At 67.6% G+C, this 26,408-nt stretch carries 21 protein-coding genes, 1 pseudogene and 1 riboswitch; of the genes and pseudogenes, 18 read left to right on the top strand and 4 right to left on the bottom strand.

Translation table 11 applies throughout. From position 1 onward, the window contains the following. Positions 1–25 precede the first annotated feature (25 nt). From ACFQ91_RS13950 to ACFQ91_RS13870, 17 genes and pseudogenes are all read left to right on the top strand, one after another. On the top strand, positions 26–1,909 hold the full coding sequence (locus ACFQ91_RS13950; RefSeq protein ID WP_376904152.1) for a class I adenylate-forming enzyme family protein: 1,884 nt from the start codon (positions 26–28) through the stop codon (positions 1,907–1,909). Beyond that, positions 1,906–2,685 (top strand): SDR family oxidoreductase, encoded by a 780-nt coding sequence (locus tag ACFQ91_RS13945; protein WP_376871147.1) that lies wholly within the window; start codon positions 1,906–1,908, stop codon positions 2,683–2,685. The genes ACFQ91_RS13950 and ACFQ91_RS13945 overlap by 4 nt, the downstream gene beginning before the upstream one ends. Then, positions 2,682–4,025, top strand: a complete 1,344-nt coding sequence (locus ACFQ91_RS13940) for an acyl-CoA dehydrogenase family protein (protein ID WP_376871144.1) — start codon at positions 2,682–2,684, stop codon at positions 4,023–4,025. The genes ACFQ91_RS13945 and ACFQ91_RS13940 overlap by 4 nt, the downstream gene beginning before the upstream one ends. Next, positions 4,022–5,104, top strand: coding sequence for a phosphotransferase family protein (locus ACFQ91_RS13935; RefSeq protein ID WP_376871141.1), 1,083 nt, complete (start codon positions 4,022–4,024; stop codon positions 5,102–5,104). Before ACFQ91_RS13940 ends, ACFQ91_RS13935 begins: the two co-directional genes overlap by 4 nt. A gap of 237 nt (positions 5,105–5,341) precedes the next feature. After that, entirely contained in the window at positions 5,342–6,694 is a 1,353-nt protein-coding gene (locus ACFQ91_RS13930; RefSeq protein ID WP_344250859.1) for an MFS transporter, read from the top strand. 199 nt (positions 6,695–6,893) lie between these two features. Then, positions 6,894–7,003, top strand: a riboswitch (glycine riboswitch). Positions 7,004–7,145: 142 nt separating this feature from the next. Further along, complete coding sequence (gcvP, locus tag ACFQ91_RS13925) at positions 7,146–10,079, top strand: aminomethyl-transferring glycine dehydrogenase (protein WP_344259185.1); 2,934 nt, start codon at positions 7,146–7,148, stop codon at positions 10,077–10,079. Further along, positions 10,079–11,308, top strand: a complete 1,230-nt coding sequence (gcvT, locus tag ACFQ91_RS13920) for a glycine cleavage system aminomethyltransferase GcvT (protein ID WP_211978287.1) — start codon at positions 10,079–10,081, stop codon at positions 11,306–11,308. The genes gcvP and gcvT overlap by 1 nt, the downstream gene beginning before the upstream one ends. 101 nt (positions 11,309–11,409) lie before the next feature. Then, on the top strand, positions 11,410–11,799 hold the full coding sequence (gene gcvH, locus ACFQ91_RS13915; protein ID WP_137826247.1) for a glycine cleavage system protein GcvH: 390 nt from the start codon (positions 11,410–11,412) through the stop codon (positions 11,797–11,799). A 214-nt stretch (positions 11,800–12,013) separates the two neighbouring features. After that, positions 12,014–13,615, top strand: coding sequence for an L-serine ammonia-lyase (locus tag ACFQ91_RS13910; protein ID WP_198500383.1), 1,602 nt, complete (start codon positions 12,014–12,016; stop codon positions 13,613–13,615). Between the two features lie 261 nt (positions 13,616–13,876). Further along, the gene (locus ACFQ91_RS13905) at positions 13,877–15,115 is read left to right on the top strand and encodes an MFS transporter (protein ID WP_211978286.1); all 1,239 of its coding nucleotides are present in this window, start codon (positions 13,877–13,879) and stop codon (positions 15,113–15,115) included. Between the two features lie 2 nt (positions 15,116–15,117). After that, a complete protein-coding gene (locus tag ACFQ91_RS13900) occupies positions 15,118–15,900 on the top strand; it encodes a cyclase family protein (protein ID WP_198500384.1) in 783 nt (260 codons plus the stop codon). Continuing rightward, positions 15,897–16,898, top strand: coding sequence for a fumarylacetoacetate hydrolase family protein (locus ACFQ91_RS13895; RefSeq protein WP_344250868.1), 1,002 nt, complete (start codon positions 15,897–15,899; stop codon positions 16,896–16,898). The genes ACFQ91_RS13900 and ACFQ91_RS13895 overlap by 4 nt, the downstream gene beginning before the upstream one ends. A gap of 125 nt (positions 16,899–17,023) precedes the next feature. Further along, positions 17,024–17,635 (top strand): TetR/AcrR family transcriptional regulator, encoded by a 612-nt coding sequence (locus ACFQ91_RS13890; protein ID WP_198500385.1) that lies wholly within the window; start codon positions 17,024–17,026, stop codon positions 17,633–17,635. Between the two features lie 438 nt (positions 17,636–18,073). Beyond that, positions 18,074–18,181 (top strand): annotated as a pseudogene (locus ACFQ91_RS13885) (L-serine ammonia-lyase, iron-sulfur-dependent, subunit alpha); the annotation flags it as partial. Positions 18,182–18,557: 376 nt separating this feature from the next. Further along, the gene (ectA, locus tag ACFQ91_RS13880) at positions 18,558–19,052 is read left to right on the top strand and encodes a diaminobutyrate acetyltransferase (RefSeq protein WP_282959862.1); all 495 of its coding nucleotides are present in this window, start codon (positions 18,558–18,560) and stop codon (positions 19,050–19,052) included. A gap of 200 nt (positions 19,053–19,252) precedes the next feature. Further along, complete coding sequence (gene ectB, locus ACFQ91_RS13875; protein WP_198500387.1) at positions 19,253–20,542, top strand: diaminobutyrate--2-oxoglutarate transaminase; 1,290 nt, start codon at positions 19,253–19,255, stop codon at positions 20,540–20,542. Positions 20,543–20,675: 133 nt separating this feature from the next. Further along, positions 20,676–21,077: an ectoine synthase gene (locus ACFQ91_RS13870; RefSeq protein WP_198500388.1), complete on the top strand. Its 402-nt coding sequence runs from the start codon at positions 20,676–20,678 to the stop codon at positions 21,075–21,077. Positions 21,078–21,437: 360 nt separating this feature from the next. Here the strand turns inward: ACFQ91_RS13870 and ACFQ91_RS13865 are convergent, their stop codons facing one another. Continuing rightward, a complete protein-coding gene (locus ACFQ91_RS13865; protein ID WP_198500389.1) occupies positions 21,438–22,925 on the bottom strand; it encodes a sodium:alanine symporter family protein in 1,488 nt (495 codons plus the stop codon). 626 nt (positions 22,926–23,551) lie between these two features. Between ACFQ91_RS13865 and ACFQ91_RS13860 the strand changes: the two genes are divergently transcribed. Beyond that, positions 23,552–24,367: a glycerophosphodiester phosphodiesterase gene (locus ACFQ91_RS13860; protein ID WP_376871130.1), complete on the top strand. Its 816-nt coding sequence runs from the start codon at positions 23,552–23,554 to the stop codon at positions 24,365–24,367. A gap of 52 nt (positions 24,368–24,419) precedes the next feature. Here ACFQ91_RS13860 and ACFQ91_RS13855 read toward each other — a convergent pair whose 3' ends face one another. From ACFQ91_RS13855 to ACFQ91_RS13845, 3 genes are read right to left on the bottom strand one after another with little or no spacing between them, the layout of a single operon-like run. Beyond that, positions 24,420–25,313: a hypothetical protein gene (locus tag ACFQ91_RS13855; protein WP_376871127.1), complete on the bottom strand. Its 894-nt coding sequence runs from the start codon at positions 25,311–25,313 to the stop codon at positions 24,420–24,422. A 49-nt stretch (positions 25,314–25,362) separates the two neighbouring features. Next, positions 25,363–25,509 (bottom strand): DUF2000 family protein, encoded by a 147-nt coding sequence (locus ACFQ91_RS13850; RefSeq protein ID WP_232623819.1) that lies wholly within the window; start codon positions 25,507–25,509, stop codon positions 25,363–25,365. Beyond that, positions 25,493–26,377, bottom strand: coding sequence for a hypothetical protein (locus ACFQ91_RS13845; protein ID WP_198500392.1), 885 nt, complete (start codon positions 26,375–26,377; stop codon positions 25,493–25,495). The genes ACFQ91_RS13850 and ACFQ91_RS13845 overlap by 17 nt, the downstream gene beginning before the upstream one ends. Between the last annotated feature and the right edge of the window lie 31 nt (positions 26,378–26,408).

Raw genomic sequence — 26,408 nt, 5'->3', positions numbered from 1 at the left:
CCCGAGACTGCGAAGTGGAAGTTCGATGACGAGTCAGCAAAGCGGATCAGCCCTCAGCGCTCCCGTGTGGACGCAGCTCTACCCGGATCGCGTCGACGTCGACCTCGACGTCCCCTGGGAGTCGGTGGCCCACGCGTGGAACGCCCGGGTCGCCGCCGCCCCCGCCCAGACCGCCGTCCTCTACCGCGGACGGGCCATGACGACGACGGAGGTCGACACCGACGCCGAGGCGCTCGCCGCGGGCCTGTTCGACCTCGGCTGCCGGGCCGGGACGATCGTCGGCTTCTACCTGCAGAACGTCCCGCAGTTCGCCATCGCGCTGCTCGCGGCGTGGAAGATCGGCGCCGTCCCGCTCGTCCTCAACCCGATGTACCGCGGACGTGAGCTGTGCGCCCTCATCGACGACTCCGGGGCCGCCGGCCTCATCTGCGACGCCTCCGACGCCGAGGCGGTCACGACGACCCTGTCGGACAGCTCCGTCTCGTGGGTGCTCACGACGACCGACGTTGAGTATTCCCCGCCGGCTGTCGATGACAACGCGTCTGCGGCCGGGGTCGAAGTCACGCCAACAGACGAGCTGACCGCGACGGTGAACGAGGGTGCGATCACCGTGATCGCCTGGGCGGATCTCCTCGACCGCCACCGCCCGGCCTCGGCGAACAGCGCCGCCGACCCCGCCACCACCTCGGCGGACTCACCCGAGCACCGGGCCGATCTCCTTCCCGGACTCGACGATCCGGCGCTGCTCACCTACACCTCGGGGACGACGGGCCCCGCGAAGGGGTCGGTCGCCACCCACTGGAACGTGCTCTCCGTCGCCCTCGGGTACGGGCAGTGGCTCGGCCTTGCCGACGGTGACGTCATGCTCGCCGTCGCGCCCCTCTTCCACATCACCGGCGCCGTCGCGTGTGCGGCGACCTCTCTCGTCTTCCCCGTCGCCCTCGACTTCATCGGCCGCCCCGACGCCGAGTCGATCGTCTCCGCCGTCCGCGACGACGGCGTCACCGTGACGATCGGATCGATCACCGTCTTCAACGCGCTCCTCGAACACCCGAGCGCTGCCGCAGCCGACTTCGCCTCCATCCGGTACCTCTATTCCGGCGGGGCACCCGTCCCACCGGCCACGGTCGAGCGGTTCCGGGACCGGTTCGGGCACTACATCCACAACATCTACGGGATGACGGAGACCGCCTCGGCGGTCATCGGGGTCCCGCCCGACACCGCCGCGCCGGTCGACCCAGCCACGGACACGCTCGCGATCGGGGTGCCGTTCCCGGGCCTGAGCGCCCGCGTCGTCGACGTCGCCACCGGCGCCGTCATCACCGACGGGACCGCCGGCGAACTCGAACTCCGGGGACCCCAGGTCACCCCCGGCTACCTCCACAACCCCGAGGCGAACGCGCGGGCCTTCGACGACGGCTGGCTGCGCACCGGCGACGTCGCCGTCATCGACGCCGCCGGATGGATCTACCTCGTCGACCGGATCAAGGACCAGATCAACGTGTCCGGGTACAAGGTGTGGCCGCGCGAGGTCGAGGACGTCCTCTACGAACATCCTGCCGTGCTCGAAGCCGCCGTCGTCGGCCAGCCCGACGACTACCGCGGCGAGACCGTCGTCGCGTTCGTCTCCCTGCGGGCCGGGGAGACGACGACGCCGGCCGACCTCATCGCCTTCGCCAAGGAGCGCCTGGCAGCGTACAAGTATCCGCGCCGCATCCACATCATCGGCGACCTGCCGAAGACCCACACCGGCAAGATCCAGCGGCGCCTGCTCCGCGATTCCGGCACCGAGGCGGCCCCACCAACGGACACAACCGCAGACCCGGCCGGCTCAGCCAACCCGCCGACATCGACTGCAGTGCCATCGACCTCGACGACATCCACCCCGACGACAGAGGAGACATCATGACCGAACCCACGAGCGGCCGCCGATTCGACGGTGAGGTCGCACTCGTCACCGGAGCCAGCCGCGGCATCGGACTCGGCATCGCGCAGCGCCTGGCCGCCGAAGGCGCCACCGTCGTCCTCACCGCCCGCAAACCCGACCCCCTCGCCGAGGCGGTCGCAGCCTTCCCAGAGGGCACCGCGGTCGGCATCGCCGGGAAGTCCGACGACCCGGCCCACCGCGCAGAGGTGTACGACACGATCGCCGAGCGCTTCGGCCGCCTCGACGTCCTCGTCACCAACGTCGGCATCAACCCCGTCTACGGGCCGACGATCGACATCGACCTCGACGCGGCGCGGAAGATCCTCGACGTCAACGTCATCGGCACCCTGGCCTGGGTGCAGGGCGCCGTCCACCACCCCGGGCTGCGCTTCCGGGAGAACCGGGGGCGGATCGTGAGCATCTCATCGGTCGCCGGAATCGTCCCGAGCCCCGGCATCGGGTTCTACGGGGTCTCGAAAGCCGCGGTCTCCCACCTCACGCAGACCCTCGCCGTCGAACTCGGCCCCGACATCCGCGTCAACGCCGTGGCCCCGGCCGTCGTCAAGACCCAGTTCGCCGCCGCCCTCTACGAGGGCCGCGAAGCCGAGGTCGCACAGACCTATCCCGCCGGTCGCCTCGGCACGCCCGAGGACATCGGCGCGGCCGTCGCCTACCTCGCCTCCGCCGACGCCGACTGGATCACCGCCCAGGTGCTCACCGCCGACGGCGGACTCGTCACGGCAGGGGGAACGGCATGACCACGCTGCCCCCGGACGTCGAAGCGCTGCGGGTGCGGACGCGGAACTTCATCCGCGACATCGTCATCCCCGCCGAACCGAGACCCGGCGTCTACCTCGCCGAGGAGGTGCTCTCCGACCTGCAGGCACAGGCCAAGGCCGCCGGTGTCTTCGCCCCGCACGTGCCGACCGAATGGGGCGGCCAGGGGGTGCCGATCGAGCACTGGTCGCCGATCTTCCAGGAAGCCGGCTACTCGCCGATCGGTCCGGTCGTGCTCAACTGCATGGCCCCCGACGAGGGCAACATGCACATGCTCGCCCGCATCGGCACGCCCGCGCAGAAGGAGCGGTACCTGCGCCCGCTCGCGGCCGGGGACATCCGCTCGAGCTTCGCGATGACCGAACCCCATCCCGGTGCCGGGTCCGATCCCTCGGCCCTGGCGACCCGGGCGGTGAGAGACGGTGACGACTGGGTGATCACCGGCGACAAGCGGTTCATCTCCGGCGCCGAGGTGTCCGGCTTCTTCATCGTCATGGCCGCCACCGACCCGACTGGAGGCACCCCCGCCGAGGTGGCTGCCGGATCCGGGTCTGCGCAGGAGCGGCGCGGGCAGGCGGCGACGATGTTCCTCGTCGATCGCGACACCCCCGGCGTCGAGGTCGGACGGTCGATCCGCACCGTCGATCGCACGATCGCCGGCGGACACCCCTATGTCCGCTTCGAGGGTGTGCGGGTGCCGTCGTCTGCCGTCCTCGGCGAACCGGGCAGGGGGTTCGCGTACGCGCAGGTCCGCCTCGCCCCGGCGCGTCTGACCCATTGCATGCGCTGGCTGGGCCTGGCCCGGCGCGCCCTCGACATCGCCCTCGACCGGGCAGAGCATCGGGAGTTGTTCGGCGCGGTCCTCGCCCGTCAGGGGCTCGCCCAGGAGCTCATCGCGCAGTCGGTCATCGACATCGAGACCGCGGACGCGATGATCACGAAGACCGCCCTCGTCCTCGAGGGCGACCAGGCCGAAGCGAACTCGCTGTCGTCGATCGCAAAGGTGTACTGCTCCGAAGCCGTCTACCGCGTCATCGATCGGGCCGTGCAGCTGACCGGCGGGGACGGGGTCTCCGACGAGCTCCCGCTCATCCAGTACCTCAACGAGGTGCGGCCGTTCCGGATCTACGACGGGTCGACCGAGACGCACAAGTTCGCGATCTCCCGCCGTGCGTCCTCGCGGCGGCGCCGAGAGGTCGCCGCCGGCGCGCCGCGCCAGGACCTCGTCGCCGGGCCGGGTGCCGCTGGCGCTGACGACTATGGACCTGGCTCGGTCGGGTCGGAGGCCACTGATCCTGCCACGACGGAGGTCGCACGATGACCGCGCAGCTCGTCGACGTCGTCGAGACCTCGGCCCAGGCCGCCGAACTCGACGCCCCGCCGCTGCTCGTCCTCGACGCGGTCACCGATCACCTCGATGCGCGCGGCATCGGCACCGGGCCCGTGCGGTGGGAGCGGATCGGGGAGGGCCAGTCGAACGTCACGTTCCGGATCCGCCGCGACGACGTCGACATCGTGCTCCGGCGCGGGCCGCGTCCGCCGATCCCGCGCTCGACCCATGACATGGTCCGCGAGGCGAGGATCCAGACCGTGCTCGGCGGGCAGGGCATCGCGGTGCCGATGATCGTCGACGTCTGTGAGGACGAATCCGTCCTCGGCGTGCCGTTCTATCTCATGGACTTCGTGCCCGGGACGGTCGTCACCGACACTCTGCCGGCGGTGCTCGAGAGCCCGGACCGGCGCCGCCGGTTCGGCGAGGCGCTCGTCGACCAGCTGGCGGCCCTCCACGACGTCGACGTCACCGTGCCTGCGGTCGCCGCCCTCGGCCGACCCGAGGGCTACCTCGAGAGACAGGTCGCGCTCTTCTCCTCCCTGTGGGAGAAGAACACCCGGCGTTCGCTGCCCGCGGTCGGCCGCCTCGGCGCCTGGCTCGAGGCGAATCGCCCGGACACGCAGCGTCATTCCGTCGTCCACGGCGACTATCGGGCGGGCAACGCGATGATCGCGGCCCAGCCGCCGGTCGCCGTCGCGGCGATCCTCGACTGGGAGATGTCGACGCTCGGGGATCCGCTCGCCGATCTCGGGTACTTCCTCGCGACCTACTCCGACGGGCGGCATCCGCGCACGGTCATGGACCTCACCCCGGTGACCGGGCAGCCCGGCTTCCCCTCGCGGGCCGACCTCACGGCGCGCTACCGGGACCGGGCGGGCCTCGATCTGACGAGCCTGCCGTGGTACCAGGCGCTCGCCCTGTGGAAGGCGGCGATCTTCTCCGAGGCGATCTACACGCGCTGGCTCGCCGGTGAGGCCCCGGCGGCCGGTGACTTCACGGGCACGCTCGAACACGGGGTGCCCGCCCTCCTCGACGCGGCATCGGAGGTGGCGGCGACGCTGAGGTAACCCGCGCACGACCGGACACGCACCACCTCGACGCCGCTGCCGCACATCACCACCGCGGCGCACCAACATCGCCGGGCACCACCTCGGCGCGCACCACCTCGGCGCGCACCACACCAGCACGACGGCAGCTGCGTCGCGCCCACGCACATCGCATGCACCACCTCCGCGCCCCGAGCACCCCGTGCTCGGGCGGGGACGGTGGCCGACCGAACCGGAACACCCAGTGGAAGGACTGACATGACCGCACAGATGGCGGGGACGACGGTGTCCCTGCGCGAGAAGAGGAAATCGGTGGCGGCGAGCACCGTCGGCAACATCCTCGAATGGTACGAGTGGAGCGCCTACGCGGTCTTCACCCCGTTCATCGCCGCCGCGATGTTCAACAGCGAGGACAGCGTCTCGGCGGTGCTCGCGACCCTCGGCGTCTTCGCCGTCGGCTTCCTCATGCGACCCCTCGGCGGGATCGTCTTCGGACGCATCGCCGACCGGAAGGGGCGCAAATTCGTCCTCATCACGACGATGCTCATCATGGCAGCGGGATCGCTCATCATCGCGGTCATGCCCGGCTACGCGCAGATCGGCGCCGCAGCCTCCTTCGTCCTCCTCCTCGTGCGCGTCGCCCAGGGCTTCGCCCACGGCGGGGAGTCGGCGACGGCGAACTCCTACATCGCCGAGATCGCGCCGGCCCACCGCCGCGGCCTCTGGGGCAGCATCGTGTTCATCGCGATCTTCGGCGGCTCCGTCCTCGCCTACACCGTCGGCGGGGCCGTGACCAACCTCTTCTCCGCGGACGCCGTGTCCGAGTGGGCGTGGCGGATCCCCTTCGCCCTCGGCGCACTGCTCGCCCTCGTCGCCCTCTACATGCGGCGCGGAATGATCGAAAGCGACGTCTTCGCGGCCGCGGGCGTCGGCGGTCAGGACGGCGCCGCTGCCGCAGTCGGCAGTGCGGGTGCCGGTGACGCCGCTGCCGGTCGTTCCGTCACCGAGGCGGCTCCGCTCGATCGCGGGCGCGTGACCCGGTCGATCATCCTCATCGTCCTCATGACCTCCGGCATCACCGCCGCCCACTACACCTGGTCGTCCTACGCCTCGACGCTCGCGATCACCGAGCGCGGCATGGATCCGCAGGCGGCCTACTGGGCGACGGTCGGGGCGCAGGTCATCGCGCTCATCTCGCTGCCGTTCTGGGGTGCGCTGTCCGACCGGATCGGCAGGCGTCCCGTGCTCATCGGATTCGGGGTCCTCATGGCGGTCCTCCAGTACCCGCTCATGGGCATGATCACCTCGGCGGGATGGACGCTCTTCGCCGCCTCGGCGATCGCCCTGCTCGTCGTGTCGATGGCAGGCGCCCTGCTCTCGGCGGTGCTGTCCGAGGCGTTCCCGACGAAGGTGCGCACGCAGGGGATCGGCTTCGCCTACTCCGTGTCCGTCGCCGTCTTCGGCGGCACCGCGCCCTACCTCAACGGGCTCTTCAACTCCCTCGACCTCCGGTGGCTCTCGAGCGGCTGGGTCATCCTCCTGTGCCTGGCCACGATCATCGCGGTCGCGCTCCTGCCCGAGACGAAGGGCAAGGACCTCGGCGAGATCTGACCCGTCACCACGTGAAGGGTGCTCTGCGCGGCGGTTGCGGCAGAGCACCCTGCGGGGTGCCGGGAGACCCGCGCCGTCACGTGGATGGGTGGCCGTGCGGGACGGCTGCGGCAGGTGCTCGCGTCCGTGAGCGCGCACCCCGGTTGTCGCCGCGTGCTCCGGGTCATACAATGGGTGCGGACAATTTCATACGCCGTTACGACATGACGTGGGAGAGCTGCCGGAGCTCCGCAAGGAACTCGCCAGGGCAGCGCCGTAGGTGCAATTCCCTCCCCGGGAAACTCTCAGGCCCAGTACCACCGAATGCAGGCATATCTGGAGGACTGCCGCACGCCGCCGCGCAACCCGCGACCGCGTCGCTGCAGAGCAGATCCGACAGATCGGGGAGGACTCTGCACCGCTCAGTGCGTCCTCCCACCGGAGGGCGCCGGACCGAAGGACCAGAACGGCAATGACCAGTTCACTCGCCCACACCACGCAGGCCACGGGAGACACGGCGCGACCGTTCTCCGACCGTCACATCGGACCCCGCGCCGACGACACCGCGGAGATGCTCGCCGAACTCGGCTATGACTCCCTCGAAGCACTCTCCGAGGCGGCCGTCCCCGCCTCCATCCAGATCGACGGCCTTGATCTGCCCGGCGGTAAGACCGAGACCGAGGTGCTCGCCGACCTCCGCGACCTCGCCTCCCAGAACGTCATGCGCAAGCAGATGATCGGCCAGGGCTACTACGACACGGTCACCCCCGCCGTCATTCGCCGCAACCTCGTCGAGAACCCCGCCTGGTACACCGCGTACACCCCCTACCAGCCGGAGATCTCCCAGGGCCGCCTCGAAGCGCTGCTCAACTTCCAGCAGGTCGTCGAGGACCTCACCGGCCTCGACATCGCCAACGCCTCCCTCCTCGACGAGGCGACCGCCGTCGTCGAAGCGGTTCTCCTCATGCGCCGGTCCGTGAAGAAGGGCTCGACGGTCGTCCTCGACTCCGAGCTCCACCCGCAGGTCATCGCCAACGTCCACGTCCGCGCCCGCGCGCTCGACTTCAACGTCACGGTCGCCGACCTCTCCCAGGGACTCGTCGGCGAGGACGTCTTCGGCATCGTCTGCGCCCAGCCCGGCACCACCGGCGTCATCCGCGACTTCTCCGCCGCAGTGGCAGGCGCGCACGAGCGCGGCGCCCTCGTCACCTTCGACTCCGACCTCCTCGCCCTCACCCTGCTCAAGGACCCGGCCTCGCAGGGGGCCGACATCTCCGTGGGCTCGGCCCAGCGCTTCGGCGTCCCCCTCTTCTTCGGCGGACCGCACGCGGCGTTCATGGCCGTGAAGTCCTCCCTCCAGCGCCAGCTGCCCGGCCGTCTCGTCGGCGTCTCGAAGGACGCCCAGGGCAAGCCCGGGTACCGCCTGGCCCTGCAGACCCGTGAGCAGCACATCCGCCGTGAGAAGGCGACGAGCAACATCTGCACCGCCCAGGCCCTGCTCGCCAACGTCGCCTCGATGTACGCCGTCTACCACGGCCCCATCGGCCTGACCCGCATCGCCTCCCGCATCCACCGCCTCGCGCAGGCGTTCGCGACCGCCGCCGACACCGCCCCCGGCGCCGAGGTGGTCTCCCGGGAGTTCTTCGACACCGTGGCCCTGCGCGTCGCCGACGCCGAGGCGGCCCGCACCGTCGCCGAGGCCGCGGGCTTCAACATCCGCGTCATCGACCCGACGACGGTCGGCGTCTCCTTCGGCGAATCCCACACCGTCGCCGATGCCAACGGCCTGCTCGAGGCCCTCGGCATCATCGCCCGGATCGATGCCGATGACTACGAGGCCGCCTCGGCGGGAACCTTCGGAGCCAACCAGGTCCCGGCCCCGCAGTTCGCCGCCGACCTCCACCGGGACACCGAGTTCCTCACCCACCCGATCTTCAACACGCACGGCTCCGAGACGTCGATGATGCGCTACCTGCGCACCCTGGCCGACCGCGACCTCGCACTCGACCGGACGATGATCCCGCTCGGCTCGTGCACGATGAAGCTCAACTCGGCCATCGAGATGGAGCCGATCACGTGGCCGGAGTTCGCGACGATCCACCCGTTCGCCCCGATCGAGCAGACCCAGGGATGGCGCACGCTCATCGGCCGCCTCGAGGACTCCCTCGTCGAGGTCACCGGCTACGACCGGGTCTCCCTCCAGCCCAACGCCGGCTCCCAGGGCGAGTTCGCGGGCCTGCTGGCGATCCGCCTCTACCACCGTGAGAGCGGCAACCCGCAGCGCACCGTCTGCCTCATCCCGCAGTCGGCCCACGGGACGAACGCCGCCTCCGCGGTGCTCGCCGGACTCGAGGTCCAGGTCGTCGCGACCGCCGAGGACGGGTCGATCGACCTCGACGACCTCGACGCGAAGATCGAGAAGAACGGCGACCGCCTGGCCGCGATCATGATCACCTACCCGTCGACGCACGGCGTCTTCGAGTCCGAGGTTCGCGAGGTCTGCGACAAGGTCCACGCCGCCGGCGGTCAGGTCTACGTCGACGGGGCGAACCTCAACGCCCTCGTCGGACTGGCCAAGCCCGGCGAGTTCGGCGGCGACGTCTCCCACCTCAACCTCCACAAGACCTTCTGCATCCCGCACGGCGGCGGCGGTCCCGGCGTCGGTCCGGTCGCGGTCCGCGAGCACCTCGCCCCGCACCTGCCCGGCAACCCGGTCAACCCCGACCTCGTCTCCGGGGACATGTCGACGACCGACCTCCCGGTCTCCGGATCGCTCTACGGCTCGGCCGGAGTCCTGCCGATCAGCTTCGCGTACCTCGAGCTCATGGGCGGCGAGGGTCTGCGCGAGGCGACCCGGGCGGCCCTCCTCGGCGCGAACTACATCGCGAAGAAGCTCGGCGACGTCTTCCCGGTCCTCTACTCGGGTGAGAACGGGCTCGTCGGCCACGAGACGATCCTCGACCTCCGGGAGATCACCGCGAAGACCGGTGTGACCGCCGAGGATGTCGCCAAGCGCCTCATCGACTTCGGCTTCCACGCCCCGACGCTCGCGTTCCCCGTGCCCGGCACCCTCATGGTCGAACCGACCGAGTCCGAGGACAAGGTCGAACTCGACCGGTTCATCGAGGCGATGCGGACCATCCGCGCCGAGATCGACGCGATCGGCACCGACTACGAGTACGCGGAGTCGCCGCTCAAGGCGGCCCCGCACCCGGCGACCGTCGTCATGGACGACTGGGACGGCAAGTACTCGCGCGAGACCGCGGTCTTCCCCGTGCCCGGCCTGCGCCTGACGAAGTACTTCCCGCCGGTCAGCCGCATCGACGGCGCGTACGGCGACCGCAACCTCGTCTGCTCCTGCCCTCCGCCGGAGGCCTTCGAGACCACCGACACCGAGGAGAAGTGATGACAGAGACCGACACCCAGGCAGCCGGCCAGATCAAGGAGACGCCGCTGCATGATGCGCATGCGGCGCTCGGGGCGAGCTTCACCGACTTCGGCGGCTGGGACATGCCCCTGAAGTACGGTTCCGAACTCGCCGAACACCGCGCCGTGCGCGAAGCGGCGGGGATCTTCGACCTCTCCCACATGGGCGAGGTCCGGGTCACCGGCGCCGGTGCCGCGGCCTTCCTCGACTACGCGCTCGTCGCGAAGTACTCGACGATGAAGGTCGGCAAGGCGAAGTACGGGGTCATCGTCAACGCCGAGGGCTACCTCCTCGATGACCTCATCACCTACCGGATCGGTGAGGAGGAGTTCCTCATCGTCCCCAACGCCTCGAACACGCCGGTCGTCGTCGCCGCCCTCACCGAGCGTCTCGAGAATTTCCTCACCGAGGTCGAGCCTGGCGCGGACGTGCGCATGGTCGACGAATCCGGGGACACCTCCCTCATCGCCGTGCAGGGACCGAACTCGCAGGACATCATCCTCACCGCCCTCGACAAGGGTGCCGACGGAACCTTCGGACCGCGGACCACCTCGGCGGATGCGGCCGATGACGCCGAGACGCGCACGGTCGGCGAGGCCGTGGCCGAACTCGGCTACTACGCGTGGATGCCGGTGACGATCGCCGGCATCGACCTCGTGCTCGCCCGCACCGGCTACACCGGCGAGGACGGGTTCGAACTCTACGTCCCCAACATCGCCGCGACCCGCCTGTGGGACACGCTGATGACCGCCGGTGCCGGCCACGGGCTCGTGCCCGCGGGCCTCGCCGCCCGCGATTCGCTCCGCCTCGAAGCGGGCATGCCGCTCTACGGCAACGAGCTGACGCTCACGACGACGCCGTTCGACGTCGGCCTCGGCCGGATGATCGGCTTCAAGACCAAGGGCGATTTCGTCGCCCGCGAAGCACTCGCCGCGCTCGGGGAGACCGAGCCCAGCCGCGTCCTCGTCGGGCTCGTCTCCGAAGGCAGGCGCGCCGCGCGGTCGGGATCGGCGATCATCTCCGACGGTGCGGAGGTGGGTGTCGTGACCTCGGGGCAGCCCTCGCCGACGCTCGGCCATCCCATCGCGCTCGCATTCGTCGACCGTGAGCTCAGTGATCCCGGCACCGAGGTGGCCGTTGACATCCGCGGCAAGTCGCACGATTTCACCGTGGTCGAACTGCCGTTCTACAAGCGTTCGGGAAACTGATGCTTATCGACCAGTGAGACTTGTCCGGATGACTCGTACACTGGTCACACCTGCTCGCCACAACCGCTGTCCCACAGCAGAAAGGGAAGATCATGGCTGATCTGCCAGCACTTCCGAAGGACTTCTCCTACTCCGCCGAACACGAATGGGTCAACCAGGGTCCCGACACCATCGCCGGACAGACCGTGAAAATCGGCATCACCGCGGTGGCCGCCGACGCCCTCGGCGAGGTCGTCTACCTCAACCTGCCGAGCGTCGGCGACGGCGTCAAGGCCGGGGAGACCTGTGGTGAGGTCGAGTCGACGAAGTCGGTCTCCGACCTCTACTCGCCCGTCGGCGGCGAGGTCACCTCGATCAACGAGAAGGTCCTCGACTCCCCGGGTCTCGTCAACTCCGATCCCTACGGCGAGGGCTGGCTCTTCGAGGTCAACGTCGACGAGGTCGGCGTCGTCATGGACGCCGACAGCTACGCGAAGAACAACTCGCTGTAACGCGTTCTCGCCGCCTCGTCGTCGCTGGTGACGGCGTCGGTGGCTCAGCAGTGTGACATACCGACGGGGTCGGTCATATCCGAAGAAGTCCGGATGGGACCGACCCTGTCGTCTGTCCGAAACGCCCTCCCCTCACCCCGTCATCCCGCCCCGTCGTCTCGCCCCCTTCTTCCCTGTCACGAATGCTCCCTCCTCAAGAAACGGTGGACCCACCATGCCACTGAGCGTCTTCGATCTCTTCACCGTCGGCATCGGCCCCTCGAGTTCGCACACCGTCGGCCCGATGCGCGCGGCCGTGAGCTTCCTCGATCTCATCGGCGATGACCTCGACTCCGTCGCGAGTCTGCGCGTCGACGTCTTCGGCTCGCTCGCCGCGACCGGCGCCGGCCACGGCACCTTCGACGCGATCCTCCTCGGCCTCGAGGGCTGCCGCCCCGACGCCGTCGACGGCAACGAACTCACCGCCCGCCGCACCCGGATGGCCGAGACCGGTGAGATCATCCTCGGCGACTCGACCGGCAACGGCGTCGAACTCGAGTTCACCGAGGCTGACATGGTCAAACGCCCACTGACCGTGCTGCCGCGGCACACGAACGCCCTCACCCTGGCCGTCTTCGACGAGGCGGGTCAGACCCTGGCCGAGGAGACCTACTACTCCGTCGGCGGCGGCTTCGTCACCTCGGAGACCGAGTTCGTCGAGAAGGAGCAGGCCGCCGAGGCGCTCGTGTCCACCGAGACCGCGCTCGCCGAAGCGGCTGCCGACGAGGGCGTCGCGGCGCTCACCGACGATTCGCTCTACGTCGAGGACGCCGACGATGCCGATGAGGGGTTCGACGACGATCCCGATGACCCGTCGAATGCCGATGAGGATCAGGAGTTCGCCGTCGCCGAGGCGGTCGTCGACGCCGAACTCGAAGCCGCGAGCGAGGAGCTGCCCTTCCCGTTCCACTCCGGCGTCGAACTCCTCGAGCAGTGCCGGACCAATGAGCTGTCGATCGCCGAGCTGATGCTCGCCAACGAGCGGACGATGCGCGACGAGGACGAGATCCGCCACGGCCTCCTCCACATCTACTCCGTCATGGAGGAGTGCGCGTCGAACTCGCTCGACCGGTCGGGTCACCTGCCGGGCGGGCTCAAGGTGCGCCGACGCGCCCACGACTGGTACCTCAAGCTCAAGGCCGAGGATCCCGACCGCGATCCGAAGTTCTACCTCGAATGGGTCAACCTCGTCGCGATGGCCGTCAACGAGGAGAACGCCTCGGGCGGTCGGGTCGTCACCGCCCCGACGAACGGCGCGGCCGGCATCATCCCCGCCGTCCTCCACTACGCGCTCAACTACGTCGACGAGGTGACCGCCGGGGGAGAGGCCGCCAAGCACGACGCGATCATGACGTTCCTTCTCACGGCCGCCGCGATCGGCGTCCTCTACAAGGAGCGGGCCTCGATCTCCGGCGCCGAGGTGGGCTGCCAGGGCGAGGTCGGATCAGCCTCGTCGATGGCCGCCGGGGGATTGGCCGCGGTCATGGGAGGCACCCCGGAACAGGTCGAGAACGCCGCGGAGATCGCGATGGAGCACAACCTCGGGCTGACCTGCGACCCGATCGCCGGACTCGTCCAGGTCCCGTGCATCGAACGCAACGCGATCGCCGCGGGCAAGGCGATCAACGCCTCCCGGATGGCGCTGTGGGGCGACGGCCAGCACCGAGTCAGCCTCGACGAGGTCATCGAGACGATGCGCCAGACCGGTGCCGACATGTCCTCGAAGTACAAGGAGACCGCGCTCGGCGGGTTGGCCGTCAACGTCGTTGAATGCTGAGGACAGAGCGCTGAGAGCAGCGAGTTGAGGGCAGCGGACTTGCGGGCGGCGTGCTGAGGACGGCCGGTAGCGCGGGGGCGTCCGCCTGTCGTTTGTGGTCACAGAACCAAGGAGATGGAGCCGATTCGCACCGTCGGCCTCGGTTCTGTGAGCACAAACGGGGCGGCAGCCTCGACGCGAATACCGCACCCCTCGGGAGGATATTGACTTCTAAACTGGACGTACGTACAGTTGGAGAACTTTCTTCCACAGAAGGACTCAATGATGCATTCTTCTTACAAATGGGTCGTGCTCTTCGGCTCATTCATCGTCTACCTCTTCGATGCCCTCGAGATCTCGATCCTCTCGTTCGCCATTCCTGCCGTCTCTCAGGAGTTCGGCCTCGAACCGTTCCAGGCTGGACTGCTGGCGACTGCGACGCTGCTCGGCATGGGTGTGGGCGGCCCGCTCATGGGCTGGCTCGCCGATGCCAGGGGGCGCAAGACCGCGCTCATCGTGTGCCTGACGATCTTCGTCGTGCTCACCAGTGCTGTCGCCCTCGCACCGAGCTACGCAGTATTCCTCGTGCTGCGGTTCTTCGCCGGGATCGGCCTTGGCGGTGTGTGGAGCATCCTCTCCGCGTTCGTCCACGAGGCATGGCCGCCGGAACGCCGGGGAATCGCCGTCACCTTCGTCCTCTCCGCGTTTCCATTCGGCGCGCTCGTCGCCGCCCAGCTGAGCGGTCTGCTCCTCCCCGACTGGCGCCTCCTCTTCCTCATCGCCGGCCTCGGCGGAATCCTGCCCCTGCTCATCATCGTCTTCCTCTTCGTCGAATCCGCGGTCTGGCGCACCGATCGTCAGAAGGCTGCCGCGGAACCAGGCGGTCAGGAGACTGCGGCGATCGGTGAGATCTTCACTGGTCCGCAGTTGCGGATCACCATCATCGCCAGCTGCGTCGCGGCCCTGGCCTTCATCAGCTACTACGGGGTGACCACCTGGCTGCCGAGCTATCTCGAGCTCGAACGCGGACTCGACGCGAAGGCGGTCGGGCAGTACATGACCTGGCTCAACCTGGGAATGTTCGTCGGCTATCTCGTCTTCGGCTGGCTCGCCGACAAGGTGGGCAAGCGGTCCGCGCTGGTCGCCTCGCTGCTTGGCGCGGGAGTGCTCATGCCGGTCTACGGCCTCGTCACCGATCAGTCCGCGCTGCTGTGGCTCGGGCCGCTCTATGCATTCTTCATGACGTTCGCCGGCCTCTTCGGCCCCTACCTCGGCAGCCTCTATTCGACCCGGATGCGGGCCACCGGCGCCGGATTCTGCTTCAATGTCGGACGGGGAATCTCGGCCTTTGCCCCGATGATCTTCGGCGCCATCGCGGCCGTCGCCTCGTTGGCGGCAGGACTGGTCATCAGCGGCGGACTCTTCCTCATCGCCTCCGTCCTTGTGCTCTTCCTCCCCAAGATCCCCAACGACCACAACCGCGCACAGGATGCGCCCGCGACCGCACTGCAGAAAGGCTGACAATGCCCGAGATCATCGACCTCTCCGTCGCTCTCACCGCGGGAATCGCCTCCGACCCGCCCGGTTACGAGCCGAAGATCACCTACATCGACCACCAACAGTCGGCCGACGATGTAGTCGCTTTCTTCCCCGGCGCCTCGACAGAGGATTTGCCCGACGGTGAGGGTTGGGCGATCGAGAAGATCGAGGCGAGCACCCACACCGGCACGCACCTCGACGCTCCCTACCACTTCGCGACGACGATGGACGACGGTCAGCGTGCTATCACCATCGACGAGGTGCCGCTGGAGTGGTGCTTCCAGGACGGAGTCAAGCTCGACTTCCGGCACTTCGACGACGGCTACGTCGTCACCCCCGACGACATCGACGCCGAGTTGGAGAGGATCGGATATAAGATCAAACCGCTCGATATCGTCGTCATCAACACTTCGGCGGGCGTCCGCTACGGTGCGGAGGACTACGTGTCGAAGGGCTGCGGCATCGGACGAGAAGCGACCCTGCACCTGCTGCGCCAGGGTGTTCGCGTCACCGGGACCGACGCGTGGAGCTGGGATGCGCCGTTCGTCTTCACTGCCGCCCGCTTTGCCGAGGACGGCGATCCGAGTGTCATCTGGGAAGGTCACAAGGCCGGCCGGGAGATCGGCTACTGCCACATCGAGAAGCTGCACAACCTCGAATCGTTGCCGCCCTTCGGCTTCCGCATCTCGTGCTTCCCGGTGAAGATCGATGCGGCATCGGCGGGGTGGACCCGAGCAGTGGCGATCGTGGAAGGAGGCGGAGAATGAGGTTGGCATCGATGATCGTCGGTGGTCAGCGCCGGTTCGGCCGGTTTGACCCCAGCGGTGCCGGGACCAGTCAAGCCGAATCTGGTGGGGGCAACCTCGGCAGCTTTGCACCGCTTGAGCGTGGTCTCGACCCGCGCATGCTGCTCGACCCGGATGCGGAATCAGCCCTCGCGTTCGACCGTTCGGTTCAGGTCGACGCAGGCGAGCCGTTCGAGGTGCCGGTGCCAGTCGCTTCGGTAAGGGACTTCATCACATTCGAACAGCACACGGCGGGTTCGCTGCGGGCGGTCTCAGGCACGAGCGACATCCCGTCAGCCTGGTTCGAAGCACCGGTCTTCTACTTCACGAACCCGCACGCGCTCATCGGCTCGGGGCACCCGGTGCCGATGCCGCCGGGCAGTGAGCGTCTGGACTTCGAACTCGAGGTTGCCGCGGTGATCAGCCGCGACGGCTTTAACCTCAGTGTCGACGAGGCGTGGGACCACATCTTCGGATTCACCGTGTTCAACGACTGGTCGGCCCGTGATTTGCAAACGCGTGAGATGAAGGTCGGGCTGGGGCCAACGAAGGGCAAGGACACGGCGACCACGGTCGGTCCGGTGGTCGTCTCGCTCGGCGAACTCGCACCTCGGCGTCAAGGTGATCGCTTCGATCTGCGCATGGACGTCGCCGTCAACGGCACGCCGATCGCCGCCGATTCGCTGGCGAACATGGCGTGGTCGTTCGCCGAGCTCGTCGCCTACGCAAGCCGAGGGACCTGGGTGCGACAGGGGGATCTCATCGGCAGCGGCACCGCCGGTGGGGGCTGCCTCGCCGAATTCTGGGGATGGTACGGACAGGATGTGCTGCCGGCCATCGGTGTGGGCGACACCGTGACGATGACCGTTGAGGACATCGGCACGATCAGCAATCAAGTCGTCGCCGGACCCGAACTCCACCCGATTCCCGAAGCGCGGCGGATCCCGTGGAAGCAGCCGCCGCTGCCTGAACAGGGTTAGGGGGAGCGGGGTAGGGCGATTCAGCGACGCCGGCAATGCAGGGATGGGAGCCACTTAGGGAATCGCCTCGGCGACGGTTCAGTACCTGCGCATGGGTGTCTCCTCTCAGATGAGACACTGGGTCAATGGCTGCAGTGAATCGCAAGGACCTCGCTCTCCAAAGTGCTGAGAAGATCTTCGCCGACTTCGGCTACGACCGTGCGACAATGCGGATGATTGCCGACGACGCGGACCTCAAGCTTGCGCTGCTCACCTACCACTTCACGACAAAGCTCAATCTCTACCGGGCGGTCTTCGAGGAACATCAACACCTCAATGAGCTGCGCCGGGAGCGGCTGCGGGAGGTCGATCTTGCAGCGCCCCAAGCACTGGAGGAGATCGTCGATGCCTTTCTCGTTATCGGCGATGCCGCCGAGGAAGGAGTCCGGAAGGAGCGGTATCTCAAGCTTGTCCTGCGTGAGGCCGCGGATCCGCGCGCTTACGAGCGCGGCATCATCGCGGACCTCTTCGATCCGATGGCCGCAGAGTTCATCGAGGCGCTGGGAGCGGTTCTGCCCGGGAAACCAAAGTCGTTCGTTCGGTGGGACTATCTCTTCTCGGTCGGGGCACTGATCATGTCCAATTCCGATGACCGGGCGCGCGCGCTCGGTGGCGGCGAAAGCGACGCCGTTCATCGCTTAGAGCACCTCAGGGAGTTCATCGTTGCGGGCCTGCGAGCCGGTACAGCCGGAAGCTGAATTCGTGCGGAAGAGGGTAACGCCGGACGCAGGGCTCGCGCTCGGAAGGACAGTCGTCGCTCAGCTGGCCCTATCGCGGGTGAGCAGTCTATGAGCTGGCGGGTCGCGGCTTCGACCCGAACCGGATTCTGGCTATCGAGTGCACCGGAGTGCACCACCTGAGCGACGTTGTCTTCTCGACCGTCGCCGTAAACGACGGAGCGGTCGAAGTTGGCGGCCCCGCCGTGTTCTCGCGGAGAGAATCGAGCTCGGACTTCTTCAATGCGACGAAGTCCTCGAGTCCGGGGAGTCGACGTCAATGCCGTTGTTGCCAAGCACGTGGGCTTCGTGGCCACCGGCATTCTCGCGACGATTCCGGAACGCCTCTCTACGCGACCAGGTGAAGTTGACCGCGCAATTCACGGAATCCGGACACCCGAAAGGCGGCCACAGGGGTACAGCCTCGACGAGGTCATCGAGACGATGCGCCAGACAGGTGCCGACATGTCCTCGAAGTACAAGGAGACCGCGCTCGGCGGGCTCGCCGTCAACGTCGTCGAGTGCTGAGGACAGAGCGCTGAGGGCAGCGCGCCGAGGGCATCGGGCTGCGGGCGGCGTGCTGAGGACGGCCGGTGGCGCGGGGGCAACAACCTCGGTGGGGTGACCGTGGACGGGACTGCAACGTCTCGGTCGGCGGATCGCCGTTCCTCATTCGGCTGGAACTCGTGTTCCACGTCTTGTGAAATGTAACGAACGGATAACGAAGGGTGCTTCGCCACGCAGCCGTAGTGGTGAGCACGACGATCCCCAGAGATGCCACGGGGAAACCCCGGGACCGCCTCGGCGAGGTTCTTATCCCCACCCCCGCGCTGCGGGTGCGGAATCGGGGTGAAATCGCCGAAGTGAGATTGACGCTCATGCTCATCTCGTTAGGTTTGTGGGCGTGAGAAACGCACTCGCTCAACCGAAGACGGAAACCGACGTCCGCCCTCCCTCGCTCGAGGACGGACAGCATCTGTGGCGGCTGGCGAAGGACTCGGCCGTGCTCGATCTCAACTCCTCCTACTCGTACCTGCTGTGGTGTCGTGACTTCGCGGACACCTCGGCGATCGCCTGGATCGACGGCGAACCCGCAGGGTTCGTCACGGGCTACACCCGTCCGGACAACCCGGACACCCTGATGATCTGGCAGGTCGCCGTCTCCGAGGCGTTCCGCGGACGCGGTCTGGCCTCGACGATGCTGCACGCGCTCGCCGACCGGACCGGAGCGCTGCGGCTGGAGACGACGATCACCGACGACAACGCGGCCTCGAACCGCCTGTTCCAGGCGTTCGCCGAGCAGCGCGGAGCCGGGCTCGACCGGCGCCCGCTGTTCACCCCGGACCTCTACCCGGACGGCCACGACACCGAATACCTCTACGAGATCGCCCCGCTCTGAGCGCGAGTCGGGACCGGCCCCTCCTCTGATGGAGTACGGGGCGTTCCTTTGTCTGCTCGACTCCAGCTCTCAACGGACGATCTCCCGCGGAACCCGTACGGGCGGGTCCGCACCCGCAGGCTGACCAGCTCAGCTCTGCACCTCGCAGGCGCGCCCTGCATCCGCAGTCGAATCTGCACCATGTCGAAAGGAATCATGCGATGACTGACACCACGACGACCACCCCTGACATCTTCGAGACCCGCGAATCCGCGGTGCGCGGCTACTCGCGTTCGTGGCCGGCGACCTTCGCCAAGGCCCAGGGCCCGCGGCAGTGGGACGAGGACGGCAACGAGTACCTCGATTTCTTCTCCGGGGCCGGTGCCCTCAACTACGGGCACAACAACCCGGCGCTGATGAACCCGCTTGTCGAATACCTCCAGTCCGGTGCCGTGCTCCATTCGCTCGACATGAAGACCCCGGCCAAGCGGGAGTTCCTCGAGACGTTCGAGAAGCTCATCCTCGAGCCGCGGGGACTCGACTACACGGTGATGTTCCCCGGACCGACGGGGACGAACACCGTCGAGGTGGCGCTCAAGCTCGCCCGCAAGGTCACCGGTCGCCAGCACCTGCTCTCGTTCACGAACGCGTTCCACGGCATGACCCTCGGGTCGCTGTCGGTGACCGGCAATTCGATGAAGCGCGAGGGTGCGGGCATCCCGCTGACGAACAGCTCGAAGATCCCCTACGACGACTACTTCGACGGGGAGACCCCCGACTTCCTCTGGCTCGAGAAGGTCCTCGAGGACTCGGGCTCCGGAGTCGACAAGCCGGCGGCGATCATCGTCGAGACGGTCCAGGGCGAAGGCGGCGTGCGGGCGGCTCGGGCCGAATGGCTGCGGGAGCTCTCGGCGCTGTGCAAGAAGCACGACATCCTCCTCATCGTCGACGACGTCCAGGCTGGCTGCGGTCGCACCGGCACGTTCTTCAGCTTCGAAGACGCCGGCATCGAACCCGACATCGTCTGCCTGTCGAAGTCGATCTCCGGGTCGGGACTGCCGATGGCGCTCACCCTCTTCCGCCCCGAACTCGACGCGTGGGAGCCTGGCGAGCACAACGGCACCTTCCGCGGCAACAACCCCGCGTTCGTCACCGCGACCGCTGCGCTGAAGACCTTCTGGGCCGACAACGCGTTCCAGAACGAACTCGCCGACACGATCGCCCACCTCCATCAGCGCCTCGACGCCATCGCCGCGAAGGCCGAGGGAGCGACGGTGCGGGGACGCGGTCTGCTCGCCGGGCTGCTCTTCGACGACTCGGAGGCTGCCGGGAAGATCGCCGCCGAGGCCTTCGCCACCGGCCTCCTCATCGAGACCTCGGGCCCGCGCGACGAGGTCGTGAAGATCATGCCGCCGCTGACGATCACCGAACACGATCTCACCGCCGGACTCGACATTCTCGAAGCCGCCGTGCTCAAGGTCGCCCCGGCCGCGACGCCGGCGATGGCCTGAGCCTCGCCGGCGCCTCGCTCGACGCGGGGGGAGGGGGCCGTCTGCCGAGGGACCGCCTCGGCGAGAACGGGGTGGGCAGCCTCGGCGAGGAGTTCAGGGAGACCACCCCACTGACGATACGAAGGGACACGATATGTACGTAGTCAATCGCGATGACCTCAACGGAACCGACCGGGACGTCCAGTCGGAGACGTGGCGGAGTCGGCGGATGGTGCTCGGCCGGGAGGGAGTCGGATTCTCCTTCCACGACACGGTCATCTACGCGGGCACGCGCTCGACGTTCCACTACCAGAACCACATCGAAGCCGTGTACTGCGTGCAGGGCGACGGCACGCTCACCGACGAGGAGACGGGCAAGACGTACCCGCTCACCGACGGGACGATGTACCTGCTCGACGGGCACGAGAAGCACACCGTCGTCGCGAACACCGAGCTGCGCATGGCCTGCGTGTTCAACCCGCCGGTCACCGGCCGCGAAGTCCACGACGAGAACGGCGTCTACCCGCTCATCATCGAGGAGACCGCCGCGGTCTGAGCGGCGGGCGGGCGGCCTGCTGGCGTCCGGGGGCGCGGTCGGACGGCCAGTTGGCTTCCCCGCCGGTGGCATCAGGCCGACCTGCTGGCGTCTCGACCGACTGCGGCTCCCTTCAGTTTGAGGGGCTCACGTTTTGGCGTGAGCCCCTCAAACTGAAGTGAGCCCAACCCTGCGAACCGGCGGCTCGAACTCTCTGCTCGGCCTCACGGCCGGGCCCTACCCACGAAAATGGCCAGTCTGATCTGAGATGGACACATATTTACCTGTCCATCTCAGATCAGACTGGCCAATTCGATGCCGAGGTTGAACCGAGAGGCGCGGGGGAGGCTGGTTGAGCCCGCCCCCCCGCGGCCCCTCGCCTCACTGGGTCTTCGCTGCCTTCTTGGCGTCCTTCTTCGCGTCCCAATAGGCGCGGGTGGTGACCTCGTCGGAGCCGTCCCACGCATCGATGCCGTCGACGCCGGGCAGGTCGTCGCGGTTGAAGACCGGCTCGAGACCCTGCTTGCGCTGATTCGTGTAGTTCTTCAGCACCTTGAGCGCGATCCCGCCGAGGAGGAAGACGGCGACGAGGTTCGTCAGCGCCATGACCGACATGAACACATCGGCCGCGGACCACGCGAGCGGCAGGGCGATGACCGAGCCGGTGAACACGGCGGCCATGACGATGATCCGGTAGATGATGATCGCCGGGCGCGCGTTCTTCTTGAACAGGTAGGAGATGTTCGCCTCGCCGTAGTAGTAGTTGCCGAGGATCGAGGAGAACGCGAAGAGGAAGATCGCCACGGTGAGGAAGTGCACCGCCCACGAACCCAGCTGGGAGGCCAGCGCGGTCTGCGTCAGCGACGCACCCTGCGCCTCGTCGTAGACGGGGTTGGAGAGCAGGACGATGAACGCGGTGATCGAGCAGACGAGGATCGTGTCGAAGTAGACGCCGAGGCTCTGCACGAGGCCCTGCTTGGCCGGGTGGGAGACCGACGAGGTGGCGGCGGCGTTGGGCACCGAACCCATGCCGGCCTCGTTGGAGAAGAGGCCGCGGCGGATGCCCTGGAGGATGACGATGCCGATGCCGCCGCCGACGACGGATTCGATGCCGAACGCGTTCCTGATGATGAGCATGATCATGTCGGGCACCTCGGTGATGTTCATCGCGACGACGAGAACGCCGAGGAAGAGGTACGCGACGGCCATGACCGGGACGATGACCGAGGACCAGGCCGAGATCCGCTGCACGCCCCCGAGGAAGACCGCGCCGGTGACGAGCGCGAGGAAGATGCCGAGGCCGACGGGCAGCCAGAAGCTCTGCGTGGTGTCGATGTTGAGGCTCGTGGCCGTGGCGTCGACGATCGAGTTCGCCTGCAGCGAGTTGAAGACGAGGCCGTAGGTGACCGTGATGATGACGGCGAAGAAGGCTCCCATCAGCGGTTTCTTCAGTCCCACGCTCATGTAGTAGGCGGGGCCGCCGCGGTAGGAGTCCTTGTCCTTGACCTTGTAGAGCTGGCCGAGCGTCGACTCGACGAAGGCGGTGGCGGCACCGAAGATCGCCATGAGCCACATCCAGAAGACGGCTCCCGGGCCGCCGATGGAGATCGCCAGGGCGATGCCGGCGATGTTGCCGGTGCCCACTCGGGAGGCGGCGGAGATCCAGAACGCCTTGAACGACGAGATCGACTTCGTGCCGTCCTTGTTGCTGCCGGGGCTCTCGCCGATGACGCGGAACATCTCCGGCAGCAGCCGCAGTTGGACCATGCCGGTGCGGATGCTCAGGTAGAGGGCGACGCCGATGAGGACGACGATGAGCACCCACCCGAGTCGGTCATTGACGAATGCGATGAGGTCTTCGAGGGACATGCCGATCGTTCCAATGCTTGTGCGGTGTTGTGCGTTTTCACAACTCATTGTGCCATCACTCACATCATCGGGTGCGCGGCAGGGGCATGTGCAGTGCGGCAAGAGGGATTGCATCGCCGAGGCGGTTCGCCGCGACCGCGTCCACCCCACTTCAGACGTGGTACTATTCCTGTGATCTGCCGCACTTCGAAAGACCTGTACCGTGCCGATGACGCTGACTGGGATTCCTGCTCCCTGGGCCGCAATCGCCCGTTCCCCTGTGGAGGAGTCTCGTTGAGGACCGTTCGTCGCGCGCCCGCCGCTGAGCTTGATGCTCGCGGATTCGCTGGTTCAGGATTCGTGCGCCCACGCACCCCGTCGCGCTCGCCCTCCTCTCCCGCACCGAGGCGGGTCTCCGTCACCCCTCACCGAGGCACTCAGCGCGGGGTTCCCGGAGGCAGATCCGTGCACAGCGAACTCCCGACGGAAATCAGCCGACTCCGATCCCGGATTCACCGGCACGCAACCCTGACAACACCCGGGCATTGCCCGCAGCGCCTAGGATAATCCGCAATCGCCCTTGAGGTAACACGTTGACGGCTCCACCGGCACCGCCTCGGCGAACATCCCCATAAGGAGTACCCACCATGCCGATCACCGTTCTCACCCATCCTCCCGCAGGCGGCGTCAGGACCCCGGTCCCGCCGCTCGTCATCGCGCACCGCGGCGCGTCGCTGGGGTGGCCGGAGAACACGATCCCGGCGTTCGTCGCCGGCATCGACCAGGGCGCGGACATGATCGAGGTCGACGTCCACATGAGCGCCGACGGTGAGCTCGTCGTCGTCCACGACATCACGTTCGATCGCACGACCGATGTGCGCACGGTCTTCCCCGACCGCGCCGACACCCACGTCTCCCAGATGACCGCCGCCGAGATCGCCCGGCTCGACGCGGGCAGCTGGAAGCATGAGGCCTTCGTCGGTCTGCAGGTGCCGACCCTCGCCGAGGTGCTCGCCCTCGTCCATACGACGCGAACCGGGCTGCTCCTCGAGGTCAAACATCCCGAGCTCTACCCCGGGATCGCCGAGGCGATCCTGGCCGCGTGCGACAACGTGCCCGACTACCTCGACCGGTCGCTGGCCGCGGGGCTGCTCGTCGTCCAGTCCGCCGACTGGGGCTTCGTCCGGGAGTTCCACGAGCTCGCTCCCGAGGTGCCGGTCGGGCTCCTCGGCCGCCCGACTCCCGAGCAGCTGCGGGACTTCGCCGCGTGGGTCGATCAGATCAACCCCGAGTACGCCGACGCCGACGCCGAGTACCTCACGCTCATCCACGAACTCGGGATGTCGAGCCTCGTGTGGACGATCGACGCCGTGCCCGACATGGAGACGGCGATCGAGAACGGTGCCGACGGCATCATCACGAATGTGCCCGACGTCCTCGTCGAGGTCGTCGAGGAGCTGTAGCCGGGCGCACAGACTTATGCACAAGCGCCAGGAGCCCGTGTGACGCAGCGGCTCAGGGAATGAATCGGTCGGGCGATGCGGTCGCGAGTCTGCTGCGCAGCTGGGGTCCGACGATGCCGAGGTACGTCGCGCCGATGACGTAGCCGGCGAGCGCGCAGAGCAGAAGCAGGATGTCGCCGATGCCGGTGCCGATCGTGTCGAATCGCGTCGCCGTGGCGAGGATGCACAGATGCATGCCGCAGACGAGTGCGACGAACCCGGCGATGCGGTAGATCGTCGTCGCGGTGCCTCCCGGCGGGAACTTCTCGTAGGCCCTGAGAGCGACGATGGCGGCGAGAAGTCCGAGGAACGCGACCGCAGACACCAGCGCCGAGAGTGCGATTCCAGACGAGTCCCAGTCGAAGGCCGTTGCCATCATCGAAGAGAGAAGCGGACTGAAGACGAGCACGAGCACGGTGGCGATGAGGGTGAACCCGCTCGCCCGGTTCGCTGGCACGGGCTGATTCGGCACCGCGAGTCGGTCGGCCGTTGCTGACTCGTGAGCTCGGCGGAGGACGGCGGCTGCGATGAGGAAGGGAACGATGATCGTCGCTGCGTACGGGAACGGCTGCCCGATCGTCCACACCCAACTGTCCTGAGATGATGGAACCAGGCTGTAGGCCGCCTCGGCGATTCCGGAGATCCCGTACGCGGCGACGATGACGACGATGACGATGATTCGCGGCAGCGGCGGTTCGCGGCGAACGATGAGGACGGCGGCGACCAGGGCGATCAGCGCGAAGGCGCAGAGCGCATACCCCGACCACGCCCCGAGGTCGGAGCCGAGCGTTGCCGTCTTGAGCGAGCAGAACGCCGTCCACGCGATGAGGTGGATGGCGAAGGCAGCGAGGAGAGGTGCGATCCGACTCGACGGCAGCCGCGTTCGGGTCGGGGAAGTCTCAGCCATGCGGCTATCGTCTCACGGCGCTTGTCGCCGAGGAGGCGTCTCGGCAACGTCACGGGTGCATGCGTGCGCCCTTGACCGTGCGGTCGACGGCGTTCTTCGGTCCGTGCAGGGCAACGCCGACGAGATTGAGGTCGGCAGGGGCGGCTCGCGGACGGGAGGCCCGACGAGCGCGGAACGACTCAGACGAGAGCCTCACGGCGACGCCGAATCGGCGACTTCCGCGGCGGTGCGAGGCTGGTGACAGTGAGGACGCTCGACGCAACTAGGTAGCCGATGACGACAATGGGGATTGCGGCCCCATCGCCGACCAACGATTCTTCAGCACCGATCTGAAGCAGGACTCCGATGATCACCGCGTCCATTGCGAAGAACAGAGTGAAGAAGCCTGAAGCACCGAGAAGCCAGTCCCCGAGCGACTTGCGGGAGACATCGAATGCGAGTCGAATTGCAAAGATGCCTGCGACTGCACCGACGGCTGCCAGCAACGACAGGATCCACGTCCACGTACCTGTCGAGAACTCGACGATCGTGCCGGCCGGCGAGGTGAGAAGACCCGCTGCAACTATGAGTGCCGCCGAGCCGAACAGGGTGATGGCTGCACCGTGCGGCTTTCGCCGACCGCGATCCGCCGAGTTCTCAGCCGAGGCCATCGTGCGAAGAGTGCGAATCGTCACCGGTATCAGGAGGACGGGCGCGCCGAGAATGGTGAGAAACGGCACGGCTCCCGCAAACTCCGAGAGGGGTCCAGCGAGGACCGCCGAAGGCACCAGCCGAAGAACGAGTGCCACGACTCCGGAGAGACACCAAACGATGACGAGTGCTGCGGCGATGACGCTGGCAGTGGTGCTCGGTTGACTCCGCGCGATGGCCCCCACCGCTGCCGCTGAGACGAGAGCCAGCACGAGCAGAGGGATTCCAACCCAGAGCGGTTGACCGGTTCCATAGTCCGGGGCGGTGAAGAAAAGTGCTGAGAAGCCCACCCATGCGGCGAGGTGGACGACGAAGCCGACGACGAGGACAGAGAGACGTATCGACATCGACGGTGGCTGTAGTGCGCTGTCCATGAACCCATCGTGCCATATCGACAATCATCGT

Origin of the sequence: Brevibacterium sp. NPDC056726 (genome assembly GCF_042790515.1) — a bacterium.
Lineage (GTDB): Bacteria > Actinomycetota > Actinomycetes > Actinomycetales > Brevibacteriaceae > Brevibacterium > Brevibacterium sanguinis.
The sequence above is the reverse complement of the archived record's forward strand: the minus strand, read 5'-3'. Positions and strand labels throughout refer to the sequence as shown.